The sequence below is a fragment of the Nocardia albiluteola genome (assembly GCF_018860155.1).
Taxonomy (GTDB): domain Bacteria; phylum Actinomycetota; class Actinomycetes; order Mycobacteriales; family Mycobacteriaceae; genus Nocardia; species Nocardia albiluteola.
This window is the reverse complement of sequence record NZ_JAHKNI010000006.1, coordinates 23,414-38,034: the sequence shown is the minus strand read 5'-3', so window position 1 is coordinate 38,034 and position 14,621 is coordinate 23,414. Positions and strand designations below refer to the sequence as shown.

Sequence of the window (14,621 nt, the reverse complement as noted above, 5' to 3'; positions counted from 1 at the left end):
GGGAGCCAGGTCGACAGGTTCAATTCCGGATGAATGCGGACGCGAAGCTCCGCAGCGTGTCGGGGTCGAGCGCGTCGGCGAACCCGACGATCAACTCGTCGACGCCGGCCTGCTCATAGACGGCGAGTCGCTCACCGATGGTGTCGAGGGTGCCGATCAGCCCGTAGTCGGCCAGCGAACCGGGAAAGACCAGCGGAGCCCACTCGGGAACAGCCGCCCGAGCTTGCTCGTCTGTATCGGCGATAATGCAGTAGGACGTCGAGGTTTTCGTGATGGTGGCGAAGTCGCGTCCCACATCGGTGCAGTGCTTGGCGAGGATGCCGTACTTTCGCGCCACTTCGTCCGGCGGTTCCTGCACATTGCACAGATCCCCGTACTTCGCGACCAGTCGCAGAGTGACCTTCTCACCGCCGCCGGCGATCATCACCGGGATGCGTGGTTGTTGCACGCCGGCCGGTTGATTGACCACCCCCGCAGCCCTGAAATAGCTGCCGTCGAAGGTAGTCGCTTGCTCGGTCCACATCGAGGTGATGATCTGCAGCGCCTCCTCCAGTCGGCGCAGCCGTTCGGGTGCGGCCGGGAAGTCGTAGCCGAAGGCCCGGTACTCGTCCTCGTACCAGCCCGCGCCGATCCCGAACTTCAGCCGGCCGCCCGAGATCACATCGAGGGTCGAGGCCATCTTCGCCAGCAAGGTCGGGTTGCGGTAACCGTTGCCGGTCACCAACTGCCCCAGTTTGATGCGCTCGGTCTCGCGGGCCAGCGCCGCGAGCGTGGTCCACGCCTCGAAGACATACGCGCCGGGCGGCCCGAACGGAACAAAGTGATCCGGCGCCCAGATCGTGTCGAATCCGCATTCGTCGGCGACCACCGCGAGATCACGGATCGTCGAGAACGCCGCGACCGGGTCGGTGTAGCCGTAGAACTCCTGGGTGGTCCCGGTCGGGATGTAAAGACTGAGTTTCATAGCGGGGCTGTCCTTTTCGAGATCGGTGTCATGTCCGGTGGAGAGGTTTATCGCTGTTCCGTGGCCTGCTGCGGGCTGCCGTGATATGCCTCGATCAGCCATTTCCCGTCCTGCTGTACCAGCACCCAGGTCCCCCACTCCCACCGCTCGGCCGCCGGCTCGCTCTGACCCGCCGCCACGGTGACACTCCTGGAGATCACCACTGCGGCGTCCTCGAGAACCCGAACGTCAGCCACCTCGTGAATGCGTCGCGAGGACTTCAGCGGGCCCGCGAACGCGGCCCCCATCCCGGCCTGAATCGCTTGTCTGCCTGGCAGATACACACCCGGCAGAATCACGGTAGCGGTCTCGCTGTAGCACGCGGCGAACGCGTCAGCATCACCGGCGGCCCACGCCGTCGACGCCGCGTCGAACAGTGCCCGCACCGCGCTGTCGACCGCGTCCGCAGTCGGATTGGCATAACTCGTCATCGATCTTCCTCACTCTCGGCCCTCCGATCGCGCCGCTCGCGCGATCGGTGTGGGATGTACAGAATGAAGACTCCGGCCCAGCCGAAAAGGAATCGCAAAGAATGACGAGCGATGAGTACTGACCACGGCGCGGGGCGGATTCGGTACACACCGATCCCACCGTGGGCGCCAGCGGTCTGAAGTGCCGAACGGCTCGGGCACGCGTCACGTGCTACGCCATGACCCCCACCACACTCATGTCGCGAGGCGCGGCGACGACGCCCAAGCTCGCCCCGCTGTTCCCGGGTGAACCCCAATCGGGCGGCGCTGCGACCCCGGAAAAACAGAAAAACCCTCGGTTACCCGAGGGTTGCTGCTCCCCCATCTGGACTCGAACCAGAAACCTGCCGACTCGCCGGACAGCCGACTACCACAAACCACCTGGGCTGTCCCGAGATAACCGAAATCTGTTGCAGCGCTTTAAAACACTGAGCCAGTTGACAACCGCGGGCTATCCGAGCCGTGCGCTCGCAACGCCAACGTCACTCTAGTTTCTGGACACTTCATGGACGTGCCAAACATCGACCACGCGACCCAGGCACACTCGGAAGATCTACACACGTCTCATGCACCGAACATCTTTGCCAGCCTCCGTCACGACCAGACATTGTTCGCCGCTACACAGAGTCTGTACGGGCCATGACGATCTCCGACGAATTCCGAGGCCCCAGGCGGGGCGGTGACCCTCACGGACCACTGCCCCATCAGAGCGAGAAGAGCTGGCTGAAGCTAGCGCGGTTCAGCAGGCCGGACCGCCGAGGCGATGAGCTCGGTAATCGAATTGATCTCCTTTGTGCCCGACAAGTAGCCGATGCCGCGGTGCAGGTGGATGGTCAGTACCCGACTCAGCGATTCATCGGTCAATGGTTCACCGTCAGTAGCGCACCGTTGCCTTAGCAGGGCCATGTAAACGTCGCCGTAGGACCCGGCGAAGGTCTTCCAGCTCATTTCGACGTTCGAGTCGGTGTTGATCTCTTTCACTGCTGGAACGGATGGCTCACGCAATGAGAGAGCCAATGCCCAGCGGCACAGCACGTTCCAGTTCTTGATCTTGGTAGTTCGTTTGAGCCGTACCAACTGGTCGCGGGCGGGTTGGGAGAGTCGGATGGTGTCAAGCGACATGTTCGGCTCCGCTGGTCCACCAGTAGCCCGGTTGTACCGAGGTACTGAAGGTGGTGTCGTCGTGTACGAGCGTGTAGGTGTGCGACAGGTGTGGTTTCAGCCGTTGCAGCAGGTTCTCGTCGATCTCTTCGTCGGTCGACAGCAGTAGAACCTGGTGGCTCGCGTTCGGGAAGTAGCGATCGACCAGGTGCTCACGGTGTCGGCTGTCGAGCCGACCCAGCGGCGTGTCGATCACACTGGGCAACCAGTTTCCGGCCACGCGTGCGAGGCCCCAGAGCAGCGATACCGCCAGCAGCTGGCGTTCGCCTGCGCTGAGACGAGCCGGGTCGATCTCGGTGTCGTTGTCACCCATCAAGGTCAGCTGGAACCGTTCAGTATCGATACGCAGATCGCTAATCAAGCCTTGCTTACGCATCAGCGTGGTGAAACTGGACAACACTGCGACCTCGAGCTGATTGACGTGTCGGTTCAGCAGGGCTGTACCGTACTTGCCGAGTATCTCGCGCTGACGGTCACAGTGGTCGATGATGCGCTTGACTTCATCGGCTCGAACCAAGGCTTCGACTCGGGTCTCATGTGCTCGCTTCAGCTGCGCCTCGATACCAGCCACCTGGTTCTTCTTGTTCTTATATTCGCTGGCCGCAGCGTTCTTGTCGGCGGTGAGGCGAGCAACGCTGCCCCTGGCTTCCTCCAGGTCGGCGATACGGGTGGCGATCACCGACTCGTCAGGCACGCCTTCGAGTTGTTGTTTCAGGCCCTTGATGCTGGTTGTGTGTTCCTGTGCCTGGTCGAGGAGTTCGCGTGCGCGGCGGGTCTCGTGGGCAAGAACCTGATCCATTGCGAGCAGCTGAGCGTAGCCGTCGGCGTTCAGCTCCAACACCGGCTCGGTGTTGGCCACGTGTTCACGACGGAGGCGGTCGTCCTGCAGGTAGCTGCTCAGTGATGTGAGTTCGTCGGTCGACATCACGGCACGGAGACGGTCGAGCATCGCCTTGTCACGCCTCTGTAGCACCTGCACCACTTGCGCGGAGTCGTGAGCATCCTTTTCGAGAATCGCTTGTTTGTGTACGTCTGCGATCTGATCACTCAACAGCAGCAGCGGCAGCGGGCCTGCCGCTAGGCCGACGAGCGATTCTTCGACCACGTCGTAGGCCTTGTCTATTTCGTCATGGCGAGCATTGAGTTCACGGCGGCGTTCGTATAGATCGCCACCGTCGCGTTCGAATGCGCGCTCGGCCTTCTTCAATGCTTTCTTGGCGAGATCGAGCTCGCTTTGCACATCCGCTGTTCTCAAATTGGCATCTGCAGCAGCCTGGCAGGTCTCCGCGTGTGCCTTCTCCAGATCACGAATCTCGCGGGTCGCTTGCTCTTCCTCGCCAGTCAACTTCTGACGACGCTGTAGAGACAGCAAATCGGAACGCAGCTGCTGGACGACGTTCACACCGAGCAACGAGTGCACTGCAGACTCGATAACAGCGGAAGCCCGCTCCGGGTCGGCCAACGATTCGATCTTCTCGCCGTCAAAGAAGAACAGGGACCCGATTTCGAGCGGCAGGATATCCTCGACGTGATCTGCCCAGGAATCGCTGATCACCTTGCTCGGCCTGTTGTTGATCTGAACGTCGACGTATTCGCTCAGGCCTTTTCCTGTCGTAGCCCACTGTCGCCGTAGACGATAGATGTTCTCTACGCCCTCTTCAGTGACGGAGAACTCAAGTTCGATCGCAGCACCAACGGTCGGATCTGCCCGCCGATTGATACATTCACGCAGGTAAGTCTCGTAGGACCGGCCCACACGGCCGCTGCAGCGGGCCCGCGGCCCATACAGCACCAATTGCAGGGCATCCAGCAGGGTGGTTTTGCCGCACCCGTTCATGCCGCCGATCAGTACGATCGGCTGCTGTGGCGTCGTTGTCAACGCAAGCGTCTGGGTTCCCCGATAGGCACCGAAGTCCTGCAGCGTGAGCTTATGCAGAAGCATCAGTGACCTCCTCCAAACCTGCCAGCGGCAACATGTCGCCGATCTCCTTCTTCAAGCGCCGCTTGTTCATTGCATATTCATAAGCATCGTCCTTGTTGTCGAAGAAGCCGCGCGTCACGGCTTTCTCCAACGCTTCGAACAATCCTGCTCGTCGGGTCATCGTGCGATATTTGCGTTCGACACCCAAGAGTTCGCGTGCGGTGACGAACGCCAGCTCATCGCCGTCACAGATTTCGCGCAGCAGTTCCATTTCTCCGGCACCCATGGCGAGATAGTCGTCGAAGGGTCGACCAGGGAACGTCTCGCCGGTTTCCTCTTCGTAGATGCGAGGCAGCGAGTCCTCGACCTCGTGTTTTTTGAACACCCAATGATGGCGAATCTCGTGGAGCTCTTCCATGGTGATCAGCTCGATATTGCGGATGTGCTCAGGTGCGTTCGCCCGGACGTGCGCCTGCGCCTGCAAGAGTTCACGCAGCCATGTTTCTCGCGCTTGCTGGGTGTAGGGGCCGTGCACGATGTCATCATTGATGGTGAGCTGCATTTTTCCGTTCATCTTGCGGAAGTCGCGCAGCTTGTGTTCTTCGGGCCCTGTAACGTCGAGCCTGTCGCGCAGTTCCAACAGTGGACGCATCCACTCCATTTCTTCGCTGTTGTTGACCATTGCCGCCATCGACTTGTCTTGCTCGACGAGCGTGCAGGTCCAGCAGCCGAATCGGCTGTCACCGCAGGACGGTGTGCTGCTGTCGACGACCAGGGGGCATTCCTGGTCGGCCGTCGCGCTCTGGTACATCGTCAACAGGTCTTTGTTGGGATGGCCCCAGGGATTGGTCTGCTGCATCAGGAAGGTCCAGACGTCATCGCTGGACCAGTCCTCGATCGGGCTGTACACCAGAGAGTTGGGCAGATTGCCGTTCGGCGACAGGCGTTCCTGCACGCGACGCTTCTCGTGCTTTGCCATGGCGCGGGCGCGGGCTTGGCTCTCTTGTTTACGGATGCCCAGCACGAGGATCGCCTCGCCGTGTCGGCGAACTACCTTACGGATGAAGGTGTTGGACGGGCGGATCTTCATACGCTCGGTGCACCAACGGAACTTCGGGCGCGGCGCAGGGTATCCGCGCCCGATCAGGTTCACCCAGAACGTCTCCGAGACCTTGGGGGTGAGCCGGTGGGGCTCGATCGGCAACCGCTGCTGCTCCGCCGCCTCGCGCATGGTATCCAGCGACTGCGTGACCCACGCCGCGACAACCGGATTCTCCACGAGCGTGTCCGTGCTGATGACATGCACTGTCTTCGTACGCTTTTCCGCCGGCAACTGTTGCAACGCCAGCCACACCAGCTGCAGCGTGGCAGTGGAATCCTTGCCACCGCTGTAGCCGACGACCCACGGCACGTCGTCCGCGGTGTACAGGTCTTGGACCTCAGCGGTGAGTTCTGCGATCACCTCCTTGAGAGTCCTGCCTTGGAACGGCGCAGCCGTCCGACTGGGGGCGCTCATGAGTCTCCTCGCTGGTATGCGTCTTCGATTCGCTGTTCTTCAGGGCTGAGTCGCTGATCGAGCACGCGACGCAGATAGTTCACTGTCAGTGTCACCTGGGTGTGGCTCTTGGAGACCCGACCTCCGACGATGGCCCGGCCTTCCCAATCGGTGTTGGTTCGGGCCCAGTCGACGCGGGCGAGTCTCTTCAGTTGCGGTTGCCAGTCGGCGACATCGGTCGACTCTCGCAACAGCGTGTTGCCGACACGGCCGATCGCCTGCAGGGCGATGCTGTGGCTGTGCAGGTACTCGCGGCGAACATCGGGCGCAGCCATACGACGGGTGCGTACCTGCTCCCATTCTGGGATGAGCGAGTCGATGAAACACCAGAAGTCCTGCGCCAACGAGTCGGCGTCATCACGGTCTATCGAAAGCCCTTGCAGCAGAGATTGGTTGGCCGAGTACAGAGCGCTCAAGGTGAACAGTTTGCGTGACCGTGCCGATAGCGTGCTCCTCTCCATTTCAACGTACTGCTTGAACACACCCGACTTGAGTGCCAGTAACCGCGTGAGTGCTGCGAGATCATCACGTTGGTCGTAGAGTACGCCGATCGACCGACACGGACGGACGGCGTGACGGTTGAGATCGGCGAAGAGCTGTTGGGAGCGAGCCAATCCCAGATCGTGGAAGAAGACCACCGCGATGGTCTCGTCTCCCAGATCGGGCTGCTCCTTGAGCGCCTGCTCGATCGCCGCTCGCCGGTGCTGCCCATCGTTGATCAGGAAACGCGCCGACATAGGTACTCGAATCTGCCCGATACGCATGCCGATTCCGTCCACAGCAACCTGCTCGAACGCGACCGCGCCATCGATGGACGCAGTCAAAGCGCTGAAGACGTAGTCATCGGGGTTGTCGAGGATGTAGCGCGCCAGTACGGGCACGCGGCTCTTGTTGAGCATCCGCTGAGCTCGCACCTCCGGCGCGATCTCCTCGTCGTCGAAGACAAACATGGTGGGGATCAGTCGAAGTGGGCACATGGAGACGAAGTACTCGCGTCCCGCCTGTATTCCCCGGATGGCCGGGAAGGCGTACTCGAAGCCAGCAAACGCTACCTCCGCCTTCCGTCGCCGCGCTCGTTGATCAACCACACGGGCTATCGTACGTTATCTATTACACGTACCCAGGCAGCTGGTAGAGGAGTTGACGATGTCGGTAACGTACCTCGATGTGGCGGCGACCACCCGGGTCGACCCCCGAGTAGCCGAGGCTGTACTTCATTGGATGACAGAGGATTTCGGCAACGCAGGCAGCCGAACCCACGAGTACGGTTCTCGCGCAAAGAAAGCCGTGCAAGAGGCACGTACGCAGCTGGCCGAGCAACTCGGCGCCTCATCGGATGAGCTGATCTTCACCAGCGGGGCCACCGAGAGCAACAACATCGCGATCCTTGGCCTGGCCCCCTTCGGCGAGCAAACAGGGCGCCGACACATTATCACCTCCGCGATCGAGCACAAGGCAGTCCTCGAACCGTTGGAGCATCTCCGCACGCGCGGCTTCGACGTCGACATCATCGAACCCGACAAACAGGGCCGCGTCGCCACCGACGCCATACTCGAACGCTTGCGCCCCGACACCCTGCTGGTTTCGTTGATGCACGTCAACAACGAAACCGGAGTAATCCAACCGGTCGCTGAACTGGCGAACGTCCTCCGTGGAACCGGCACGTATTTTCACGTCGACGCCGCTCAAGGGTTCGCCAAGGTTCCACACGACTTGACCACGATGATCGACCTCATCAGCATCAGTGGCCACAAGATCGGTGCACCCAAGGGGATCGGCGCACTGCTGACCCGCCGACGGGGTTGGGACCGGCCCCCATTGCAGCCGTTGATGTTCGGTGGCGGGCAGGAACGCAAACTGCGGCCGGGTACTCTGCCGGTCCCATTGATCGTCGGATTGGCCAAAGCCGAGGAGATCTTCCGCAAGGAGCACGCGCAATGGTTGGAGGGTGCCCGCCAGTTCCGCGCTCGCCTGCTGTCGGGCCTGTCCGAAACCCACTTCCACCTCAACGGTGACCCGAACAACACGGTGCCGCACATCGTGAATCTGTCGTTCGCCGGGGTTGACGCCGAAGCGCTGATCGTGGGCCTGAAATCAGTGGCTGCTGTTGCCACAGGATCGGCATGCACCAGCGCCTCCTACACCCCCAGCCATGTACTGCGGGCGATGGGTCTTCCTGAAGAGGTTGCCTCGAACGGTCTGCGGTTGTCGTGGTCGCCCACACAGATCGATGGTTTCGACCCCAGCGAGCTGGTGTCGGTGGTGCACCAATTCCAGGACTGAGCCCAGCCTGTCACGTGACGCGGTTCACCAGCCTGTGGCCACGCAGCTCCCGCCGACAGCGGCGTAGTTCGGCTTCCCACCCCTCCTCGGTCCCGATCAGGTGTGGGAAGTCGTACAGTCCTGCCCGGACTTCGCTGGCGGTCAAGCGTCGATACTTCGGCACATCCGGGTCCTCGGGGGTCAGAAACTCGTGCTTGCGGTGAAGCAGGGGCCGGTTGGGTGAATCTTCATACGACTGGTGGGAGGTGTGCAGGCGCTGCATCTCGATCGAGTACGAGGTACGAAGCTTGGGGTGTGGGTCGATGTCGAAGGCCGGGTAGTCCAGCCAACTGACCGCGCGGCCTTCATGTTTGAGCTTGAGAACAGTCCATTCGACTGGTCGGCCGGCGGCGATGGCAGCGCAGTGCTCGTACAGCTTCAACACCACCGGAATCTGTTCGACGGCACGGCGATGCACATAGAGCGCACTCGGGGTGAGCTTGCCCGCACGGGAGCCTCGCATGGCGCCGCGCACATAATTGTCGTCGCGAAGCTTGAGCAGCAGGCGATCCGCGCGCCTGCACGCTTCGGTGTAGGAGGCGAAGCAGACCCGAATATCCAACTGCACCGGCAGCGGCAGTCTGCCGAATGGCCCTCGACCATTGAACAGTTCGACGCCGAGAAACAGCAGCGTATTCAGTGTGCTGCGGGTACGTCCTTGCTCCACCTTCGCTGGATCGGCGGATCCGCGGATCAGTCGTTGCAGCTCGCTGCTCCGCAGGTGCCCGAGCAGCTGCGACAGTGGATCCGACATTTCCTCCAGCCGTGGCATCCGTCCTCGGCGCTCGGTGAAATCGACGGTGGCCGCGATCGCCGAGGTCGTGTCGGTGCAGTCGAGCCACTCGGCGTCGGGAACGACTCGCCGCGCCAGGAACGCCACGCGCGCCGCGTCGTTGCGAAAGGCATAGACCACGCCTGGTGCGGCAGAGACACACCGCCTGCCGATCGTCTCCTGCACGAAGTCACGGAGTTCACTGGCACCGAACAGATGTTGAAAAGTGTGACGGCCGGTGAGAATCCCGTCGCTGAACTCGTCGCCGGTGACTCGCCGCCGGTCCCAGACCAAGCGAGCGGAGACTACCAGCACCTCTCCGGCTAGTTCCCATGCGCGCCGCAAGGTGGCTCGGCGCTCGGCGGGATCTTCGATGACGTTGAGCACGTAGGTCAACAGCACGACGTCAGTCGATTGGGGTGCGTGGCCGGGAAAATAGTGCGGGTCCCAGCCACAGACATCGATATCGAGCTGACGCAGGCTCTGTACGTCATCTCCTCGGCCGCACCCGAAATCGAGCACACGCACGCCGGCGCGGACCTGTCGATCGATGACGGCTTGGCGAGCAGGCATCGACAATGACGACCGCTTGATCGCTGTCAGGCGGCGATCGCTGTTCCATCCCTGGAGCACTCGGCCAGGGTAGTACCATCACCCGGCCGTGCAGAGAGAATGCAGGCATGGGCACCCTTCTAGGGTGAGTTGATGTTGACCGGCACTGGGTCTGTTGCAGGGGAGAGCTCCCCCTCGGGCATGGCTGAGTCTTCCCAATGAGCCTGCGGCAGTCGATGATTGCGCACGCAGTACCAACTGGTCGGATTGCGGCGCTTTCCCGCAGGTCAACATACGACTCGTGAGACATGAACCTAGTGCAACGCTTCTCGTGAGGTCCTTTGTTCTGAACCTTGGTCCCGGTTTGGCATAACGCCTGTCGGTGCACCGCGATATAAAGGTTCCGAGGCACTGGAAGGGGGAGCTTGGATGGCCGATGAGCCGTTCGCGGCAGACTGGCGTTCGCTCAGCTGGGTCGAGGCCTTTCCGTGGTTGCAGGACGTTTCCGGGTTGTTCGGCGAGGTGTGGTGGACCGACTCTGTGGCCGACACCGGTTCAGACGTACGTCGGCTGAGAGCGGCGCGGATCGCACAGCTGGCCATGATCCATCGAGCTCGATCGACGATCTTGGAGACCTTTCCCGGTTTGCCACTCGATGTCAATGTGGATCGCCTTCATCTGCCCGCGCGGGCAGCCAGCGCACTGAGAAACCAAAGCTGTGCCCACACAGGTGATCTCGCCGATTTCACCATCGAGGAGATTCGTGACTGGCGGAATGTGGGACGTGGCACCGTCGAAACCATCCTTCATGTGCTCGCAGACTTGTCCGTGCCATCGGGAACTCATTGTCAGCTCACGGCACTCACGGTGGGCGAGTCAACCCGCACTGTGCAGCCCGCTGCCTGGATCACGACGGTCATGGACGACCTCGCACGCATCGCCGATTGGTACACCACTGTGGGCCTTGCGGATTCCTCACCGCTGGGCGAACCTTTACCGGCGTGGGCACCCGACGAGATACTCAAAGCACGCCACCGACTCGATACCCTCACTGCTGATGCCATCGTGGATAACCGCGAGGGCGGACTCACTGTTGCGGCGCGTATCGACGACGCTCTGCGCGGCCTCGACCAGCGGGCCGCGTATGTGCTGTCCACTCGGTTCTTCGCCGAGGAGCCGAGTACGCTGGCGCAGCTCGGCACGATGTTCGATGTTTCACGCGAGCGGATACGCCAGATCGAAAGTCGGGCACACGGCACGATCGTCGACCTCGGGGTAGGTGACGGGCCGGTGGGGCTCGTCGCGCAAACGGTCCGAAACCTGATAAATACGGTGCGTCCCCTCGCCGACCTGCTCACGCTCCTACCGAGCCTTGCTGAGACCGTCAACGCTGTGGGACAACCGGTTTGGCGTGTGCTCGAGCGCTTGGACGATACCTACACCATCGCCGGGCCATGGTGCGTCGCGTCGACCATCGACGAGGCACAATCGAGAACTCGCGCGATACTGCACCAGCATTCGAATCCACACGGAGTCGCGCCCGTTGGCAGTATCGATTTCATCGAAACAAGCCAGTCGGCCCAGCTGCACGACCTGCGGATCGCCTGGCTGCTCTACTGCGGTTATGCAGTACACGGCGATTCCGTCGTGACTCGAACTCAATCGGTCGGCGATTACGCTGCAGCGATCTTGTCGATCGAGAGAAAAGCACTCGGTGCCCAGGAGATCGTGGACCGCTTCAGCGTCGAACGGAACGCCTCGACCCTCCGCAACGCGATGGCTCAAGATGACAGGTTCGTGCGGGTCGATCGCGACAGTTGGGCATTGCGTGAATGGGAAATGAACGCCTACAACGGGATTCGTGGCTCGATCCGAGACCAGATCGACAGTCACGACGGACAGATCGCGCTTAACGAACTTGTCGAGCACCTCACCAACGCCTTCAGCGTCGCCGAATCCAGCGTCATCAGCATCGCAGCCTCGCCGCCGTTCGAAACGAGATCAGGTCTTGTGCGACTCATGGGTTCCGACCGTGAGGTCTACAAAACACCGGCACGAACCCGTCGACTCTTCCGGCATCCCACGGCGTGGCGGCTCCGGATCCGGATCACCGAGGAACACCTTCGCGGAAGCAGCTTCCCTGCCCCGATCGCGATCGCTTCCATCGCCGATCTTCGATTCGGTGAAACACGCTCCTACTCGTCTCCACTCGGATCGCAAACGGTGACATGGACAGGGACACAGCCGGCATTCGGCACCATCCGACGGCTGCTGGCCGACAGGGCCATCGACGTCGACACCGACGGATTTCTGGTTCTCGGCGATGACGGCAGCTTCGCTTTCGAGCCGGCGCGGTCGATGACCGGTGACGCTTTGACCGATGCCATGAGTTTGATCGGCGCTTCCCCAACAGCCGATCGAGCGACCGCCCTGCGAGTGCTGGCTGCTGCGATCGGATTGCCCGAGGAATCACCGGTGGCCGGCGTGATCGACGGCTATCGACAACGCGATGACAGCGATATCGCCGACCTGCTCACCAACCTACGTCACGTATTGGAGACTGACATCCTCCCGCAACGGCAGACCCGAAAAACCGAGATCGACGAGATCCTGGACCTGCTATGAGCAGCCTCGAACCAGGCCTGCGATCGCTGCCACTGGACGAGCGCTACCGCAGCGATCGGCAGGATGTCGTCTCATCGTTCTACCTGCCTGCGTTCGATGTCGCGACAAGCTACAGCCGAGCAGTCGGATACTTCACTTCCACGAGCCTGGCACTGTTTGCGCGGGGCGTCGACGCTTTCGCGGCGCGCGGCGGCATCATGCGTCTGATCGCGTCACCACACCTGAACGAGGACGATATCGTCGATATCGAACGCGGATACGATCGCCGTCAGGTGATCGAGCGCGCCACACTACGTGAGCTCGACACCGATCAACACGACACTATTCTCGACGGTCTGGGACTGATCGGACGGCTCATCGCCGAGGGACGGCTCGATATCAAACTGGCCTTCGTCGAACACAGCGGCCGGATCGGTATTTACCACGAGAAGATCGGCATCTTCCGCGACGCCCACGGCGACCTCGTCGCGTTCACCGGCAGCAGCAACGAAACCTATGGCGGGCTGATCGCCAACTTCGAATCGGTCGAGGTCTACCGCAGTTGGCTCGCCGCGGACAGCTCCCGCGCACAGCGCATCGACAACGACTTCCAAGCCTTGTGGTCCAACAGGACTGCGCATCTGACCGTCGAACCATTCCCCGACGTCGCCCGCGAACGCCTGATCGCTCTGTCGGCCAACCGTCCCGGCGCGACCGTTCCCGCGCACGACGACGCGCTGACCCCACACATCGAGATCGTCTCCGAGCCGGCACGCTTGGAAATCCCCCACGGGCTCACCGTCCGTGACTACCAGAGAAAAGCCGTCGAATCCTGGCTTGGACAGCGCGGACGCGGCATGCTCAAAATGGCCACCGGGACCGGAAAGACCAAGACCGCGATGATCGCGGCAACCAAACTGGCGTCAGTCCTGCGCACCCGCGAAGAGCCTCTGATCCTGCTGGTCGTCGCACCTCAGCAGCACCTCGTCGACCAGTGGATCACCGAAATCGAAACCTTCGGAGTCCACCCCATCGGCGTCTACGAATCCAGTCAGAAATGGATTCCCGCCGTCGACGACCAGCTCAACGATGCACGTCTCGGGCAACGGCCCGTGGTCGCGTTGGTGGCCACCAATGCCTCGTTCTCGAGCGAGAAGTTCCAGGCTGTCCTGTCACGAATCACGCAGCCGCTGCTGCTGGTCGCTGACGAGGCACACAATCTCGGTTCACCCCACTACCGTCGCTCACTGCCGCCCAATGCCACCTACCGCCTGGCACTGTCCGCTACACCGGAACGCTGGTTCGACGACGACGGCACCTCCGCTCTCACCGACTACTTCGGAGCCACTGCGTTCGAGCTCGGCATCGGTCAGGCCATCGACATGGGCGCCTTGTGCCGCTACACCTACACTCCACGCTTAGTCGAGTTGAACGGGGACGAAACGGCCCTGTACCTGCGCCTGACCAACCAGATCGCCAAACGGCTCGCCGCAGGCGACAGCATCGACGGTGACCTCGGTGACTCCCCGATCGGCAATCTGCTCAGACAGCGGACCGCAGTTCTCGGCCATGCCGCCGGAAAACTGGCCCAACTACGGTCGGACCTGACAGACCGCAAGGATTCCTCGTTCCAGTTGATCTATTGCGCCGAGGGATCACGCCCCACCGAGCCCGGTGAACCACCAGGTCCCAGTCAGCTGAAGGACGTACTGAACATGGTCGGCAACGAGCTACGGATACCGACCCACTCCTACGTTCACGACACTCTGCGCGAGGAACGCAAACGCCTGCTGCACCGGTTCACAGGCGGCAACGATCTGCGTGTACTGGTCGCGATGCGTTGCCTCGACGAAGGGGTGGATATACCGGATGCACGCACCGGATATCTATTGGCCAGCAGCAGCAATCCTCGACAATTCATCCAACGACGTGGGCGACTGCTACGCCCGGCCGAAGGTAAGGCACGAGCCGAAATACTCGACTATCTGGCAGTTCCGCCACCCGGCGCACCTGTGAACTTCTCAGTCGAGCGCCGTCTCCTCTCAAGAGAATTCGAACGCGCCAACGAATTCAGCAAGCTATCGGAAAACTATGAGACAACCCTCCAAGCTCTGCGACCACTCAAAGAACGTTACCACCTCAGAGACATGTGATCTGCGAATAATACCCAATCGAAAGGATAGAAATCACAGTGGACAGTAGGGAAAGGACTGAGGCAGACGTTGTCAAATCTCTGTCCGAAGAGGAGCGAGAACTTCTTA

General features: G+C 61.5%; 10 protein-coding genes. 3 read left to right on the top strand and 7 right to left on the bottom strand.

All coding sequences use genetic code 11. The features are described 5' to 3' along the window. Nucleotides 1-19: 19 nt before the first annotated feature. The 6 genes from KO481_RS18785 to dndB form a co-directional block, all read right to left on the bottom strand. Nucleotides 20-964: an LLM class F420-dependent oxidoreductase gene (locus tag KO481_RS18785; RefSeq protein ID WP_215918497.1), complete on the bottom strand. Its 945-nt coding sequence runs from the start codon at nucleotides 962-964 to the stop codon at nucleotides 20-22. Nucleotides 965-1,011: 47 nt separating this feature from the next. Further along, nucleotides 1,012-1,434 (bottom strand): SgcJ/EcaC family oxidoreductase, encoded by a 423-nt coding sequence (locus tag KO481_RS18780; protein ID WP_215918496.1) that lies wholly within the window; start codon nucleotides 1,432-1,434, stop codon nucleotides 1,012-1,014. A 768-nt stretch (nucleotides 1,435-2,202) separates the two neighbouring features. Next, nucleotides 2,203-2,595 carry a DNA sulfur modification protein DndE gene (dndE, locus tag KO481_RS18775; RefSeq protein ID WP_215918495.1) on the bottom strand — a complete coding sequence of 131 codons (393 nt, stop codon included), beginning with the start codon at nucleotides 2,593-2,595 and terminating at the stop codon, nucleotides 2,203-2,205. Further along, the gene (dndD, locus tag KO481_RS18770; RefSeq protein ID WP_215918494.1) at nucleotides 2,585-4,576 is read right to left on the bottom strand and encodes a DNA sulfur modification protein DndD; all 1,992 of its coding nucleotides are present in this window, start codon (nucleotides 4,574-4,576) and stop codon (nucleotides 2,585-2,587) included. Before dndD ends, dndE begins: the two co-directional genes overlap by 11 nt. Next, a complete protein-coding gene (dndC, locus tag KO481_RS18765; RefSeq protein ID WP_215918493.1) occupies nucleotides 4,563-6,071 on the bottom strand; it encodes a DNA phosphorothioation system sulfurtransferase DndC in 1,509 nt (502 codons plus the stop codon). The genes dndD and dndC overlap by 14 nt, the downstream gene beginning before the upstream one ends. Further along, nucleotides 6,068-7,198 (bottom strand): DNA sulfur modification protein DndB, encoded by a 1,131-nt coding sequence (gene dndB, locus KO481_RS18760; RefSeq protein ID WP_215918492.1) that lies wholly within the window; start codon nucleotides 7,196-7,198, stop codon nucleotides 6,068-6,070. The genes dndC and dndB overlap by 4 nt, the downstream gene beginning before the upstream one ends. A gap of 58 nt (nucleotides 7,199-7,256) precedes the next feature. Here dndB and dndA point away from each other — a divergent pair, with 58 nt between their 5' ends. Further along, a complete protein-coding gene (dndA, locus tag KO481_RS18755; RefSeq protein ID WP_215918491.1) occupies nucleotides 7,257-8,393 on the top strand; it encodes a cysteine desulfurase DndA in 1,137 nt (378 codons plus the stop codon). 10 nt (nucleotides 8,394-8,403) lie between these two features. On the opposite strand, the gene KO481_RS18750 is transcribed toward dndA, so the two are convergent. Beyond that, nucleotides 8,404-9,837, bottom strand: coding sequence for a DNA phosphorothioation-associated putative methyltransferase (locus KO481_RS18750; protein ID WP_308166674.1), 1,434 nt, complete (start codon nucleotides 9,835-9,837; stop codon nucleotides 8,404-8,406). 348 nt (nucleotides 9,838-10,185) lie between these two features. Here KO481_RS18750 and KO481_RS18745 point away from each other — a divergent pair, with 348 nt between their 5' ends. Both KO481_RS18745 and KO481_RS18740 read left to right on the top strand, forming a co-directional pair. Then, nucleotides 10,186-12,381 (top strand): sigma factor-like helix-turn-helix DNA-binding protein, encoded by a 2,196-nt coding sequence (locus tag KO481_RS18745; RefSeq protein WP_215918490.1) that lies wholly within the window; start codon nucleotides 10,186-10,188, stop codon nucleotides 12,379-12,381. Continuing rightward, nucleotides 12,378-14,513 carry a DEAD/DEAH box helicase family protein gene (locus tag KO481_RS18740; protein ID WP_215918489.1) on the top strand — a complete coding sequence of 712 codons (2,136 nt, stop codon included), beginning with the start codon at nucleotides 12,378-12,380 and terminating at the stop codon, nucleotides 14,511-14,513. Before KO481_RS18745 ends, KO481_RS18740 begins: the two co-directional genes overlap by 4 nt. Nucleotides 14,514-14,621 lie beyond the last annotated feature (108 nt).

Coding starts and splice junctions, on each gene's coding strand:
- KO481_RS18785 (WP_215918497.1), bottom strand. CDS start 964: ATGAAACTCAGTCTTTACATCCCGACCGGGACCACCCAGGAGTTCTAC.
- KO481_RS18780 (WP_215918496.1), bottom strand. CDS start 1,434: ATGACGAGTTATGCCAATCCGACTGCGGACGCGGTCGACAGCGCGGTG.
- dndE (WP_215918495.1), bottom strand. CDS start 2,595: ATGTCGCTTGACACCATCCGACTCTCCCAACCCGCCCGCGACCAGTTG.
- dndD (WP_215918494.1), bottom strand. CDS start 4,576: ATGCTTCTGCATAAGCTCACGCTGCAGGACTTCGGTGCCTATCGGGGA.
- dndC (WP_215918493.1), bottom strand. CDS start 6,071: ATGAGCGCCCCCAGTCGGACGGCTGCGCCGTTCCAAGGCAGGACTCTC.
- dndA (WP_215918491.1), top strand. CDS start 7,257: ATGTCGGTAACGTACCTCGATGTGGCGGCGACCACCCGGGTCGACCCC.
- KO481_RS18745 (WP_215918490.1), top strand. CDS start 10,186: ATGGCCGATGAGCCGTTCGCGGCAGACTGGCGTTCGCTCAGCTGGGTC.
- KO481_RS18740 (WP_215918489.1), top strand. CDS start 12,378: ATGAGCAGCCTCGAACCAGGCCTGCGATCGCTGCCACTGGACGAGCGC.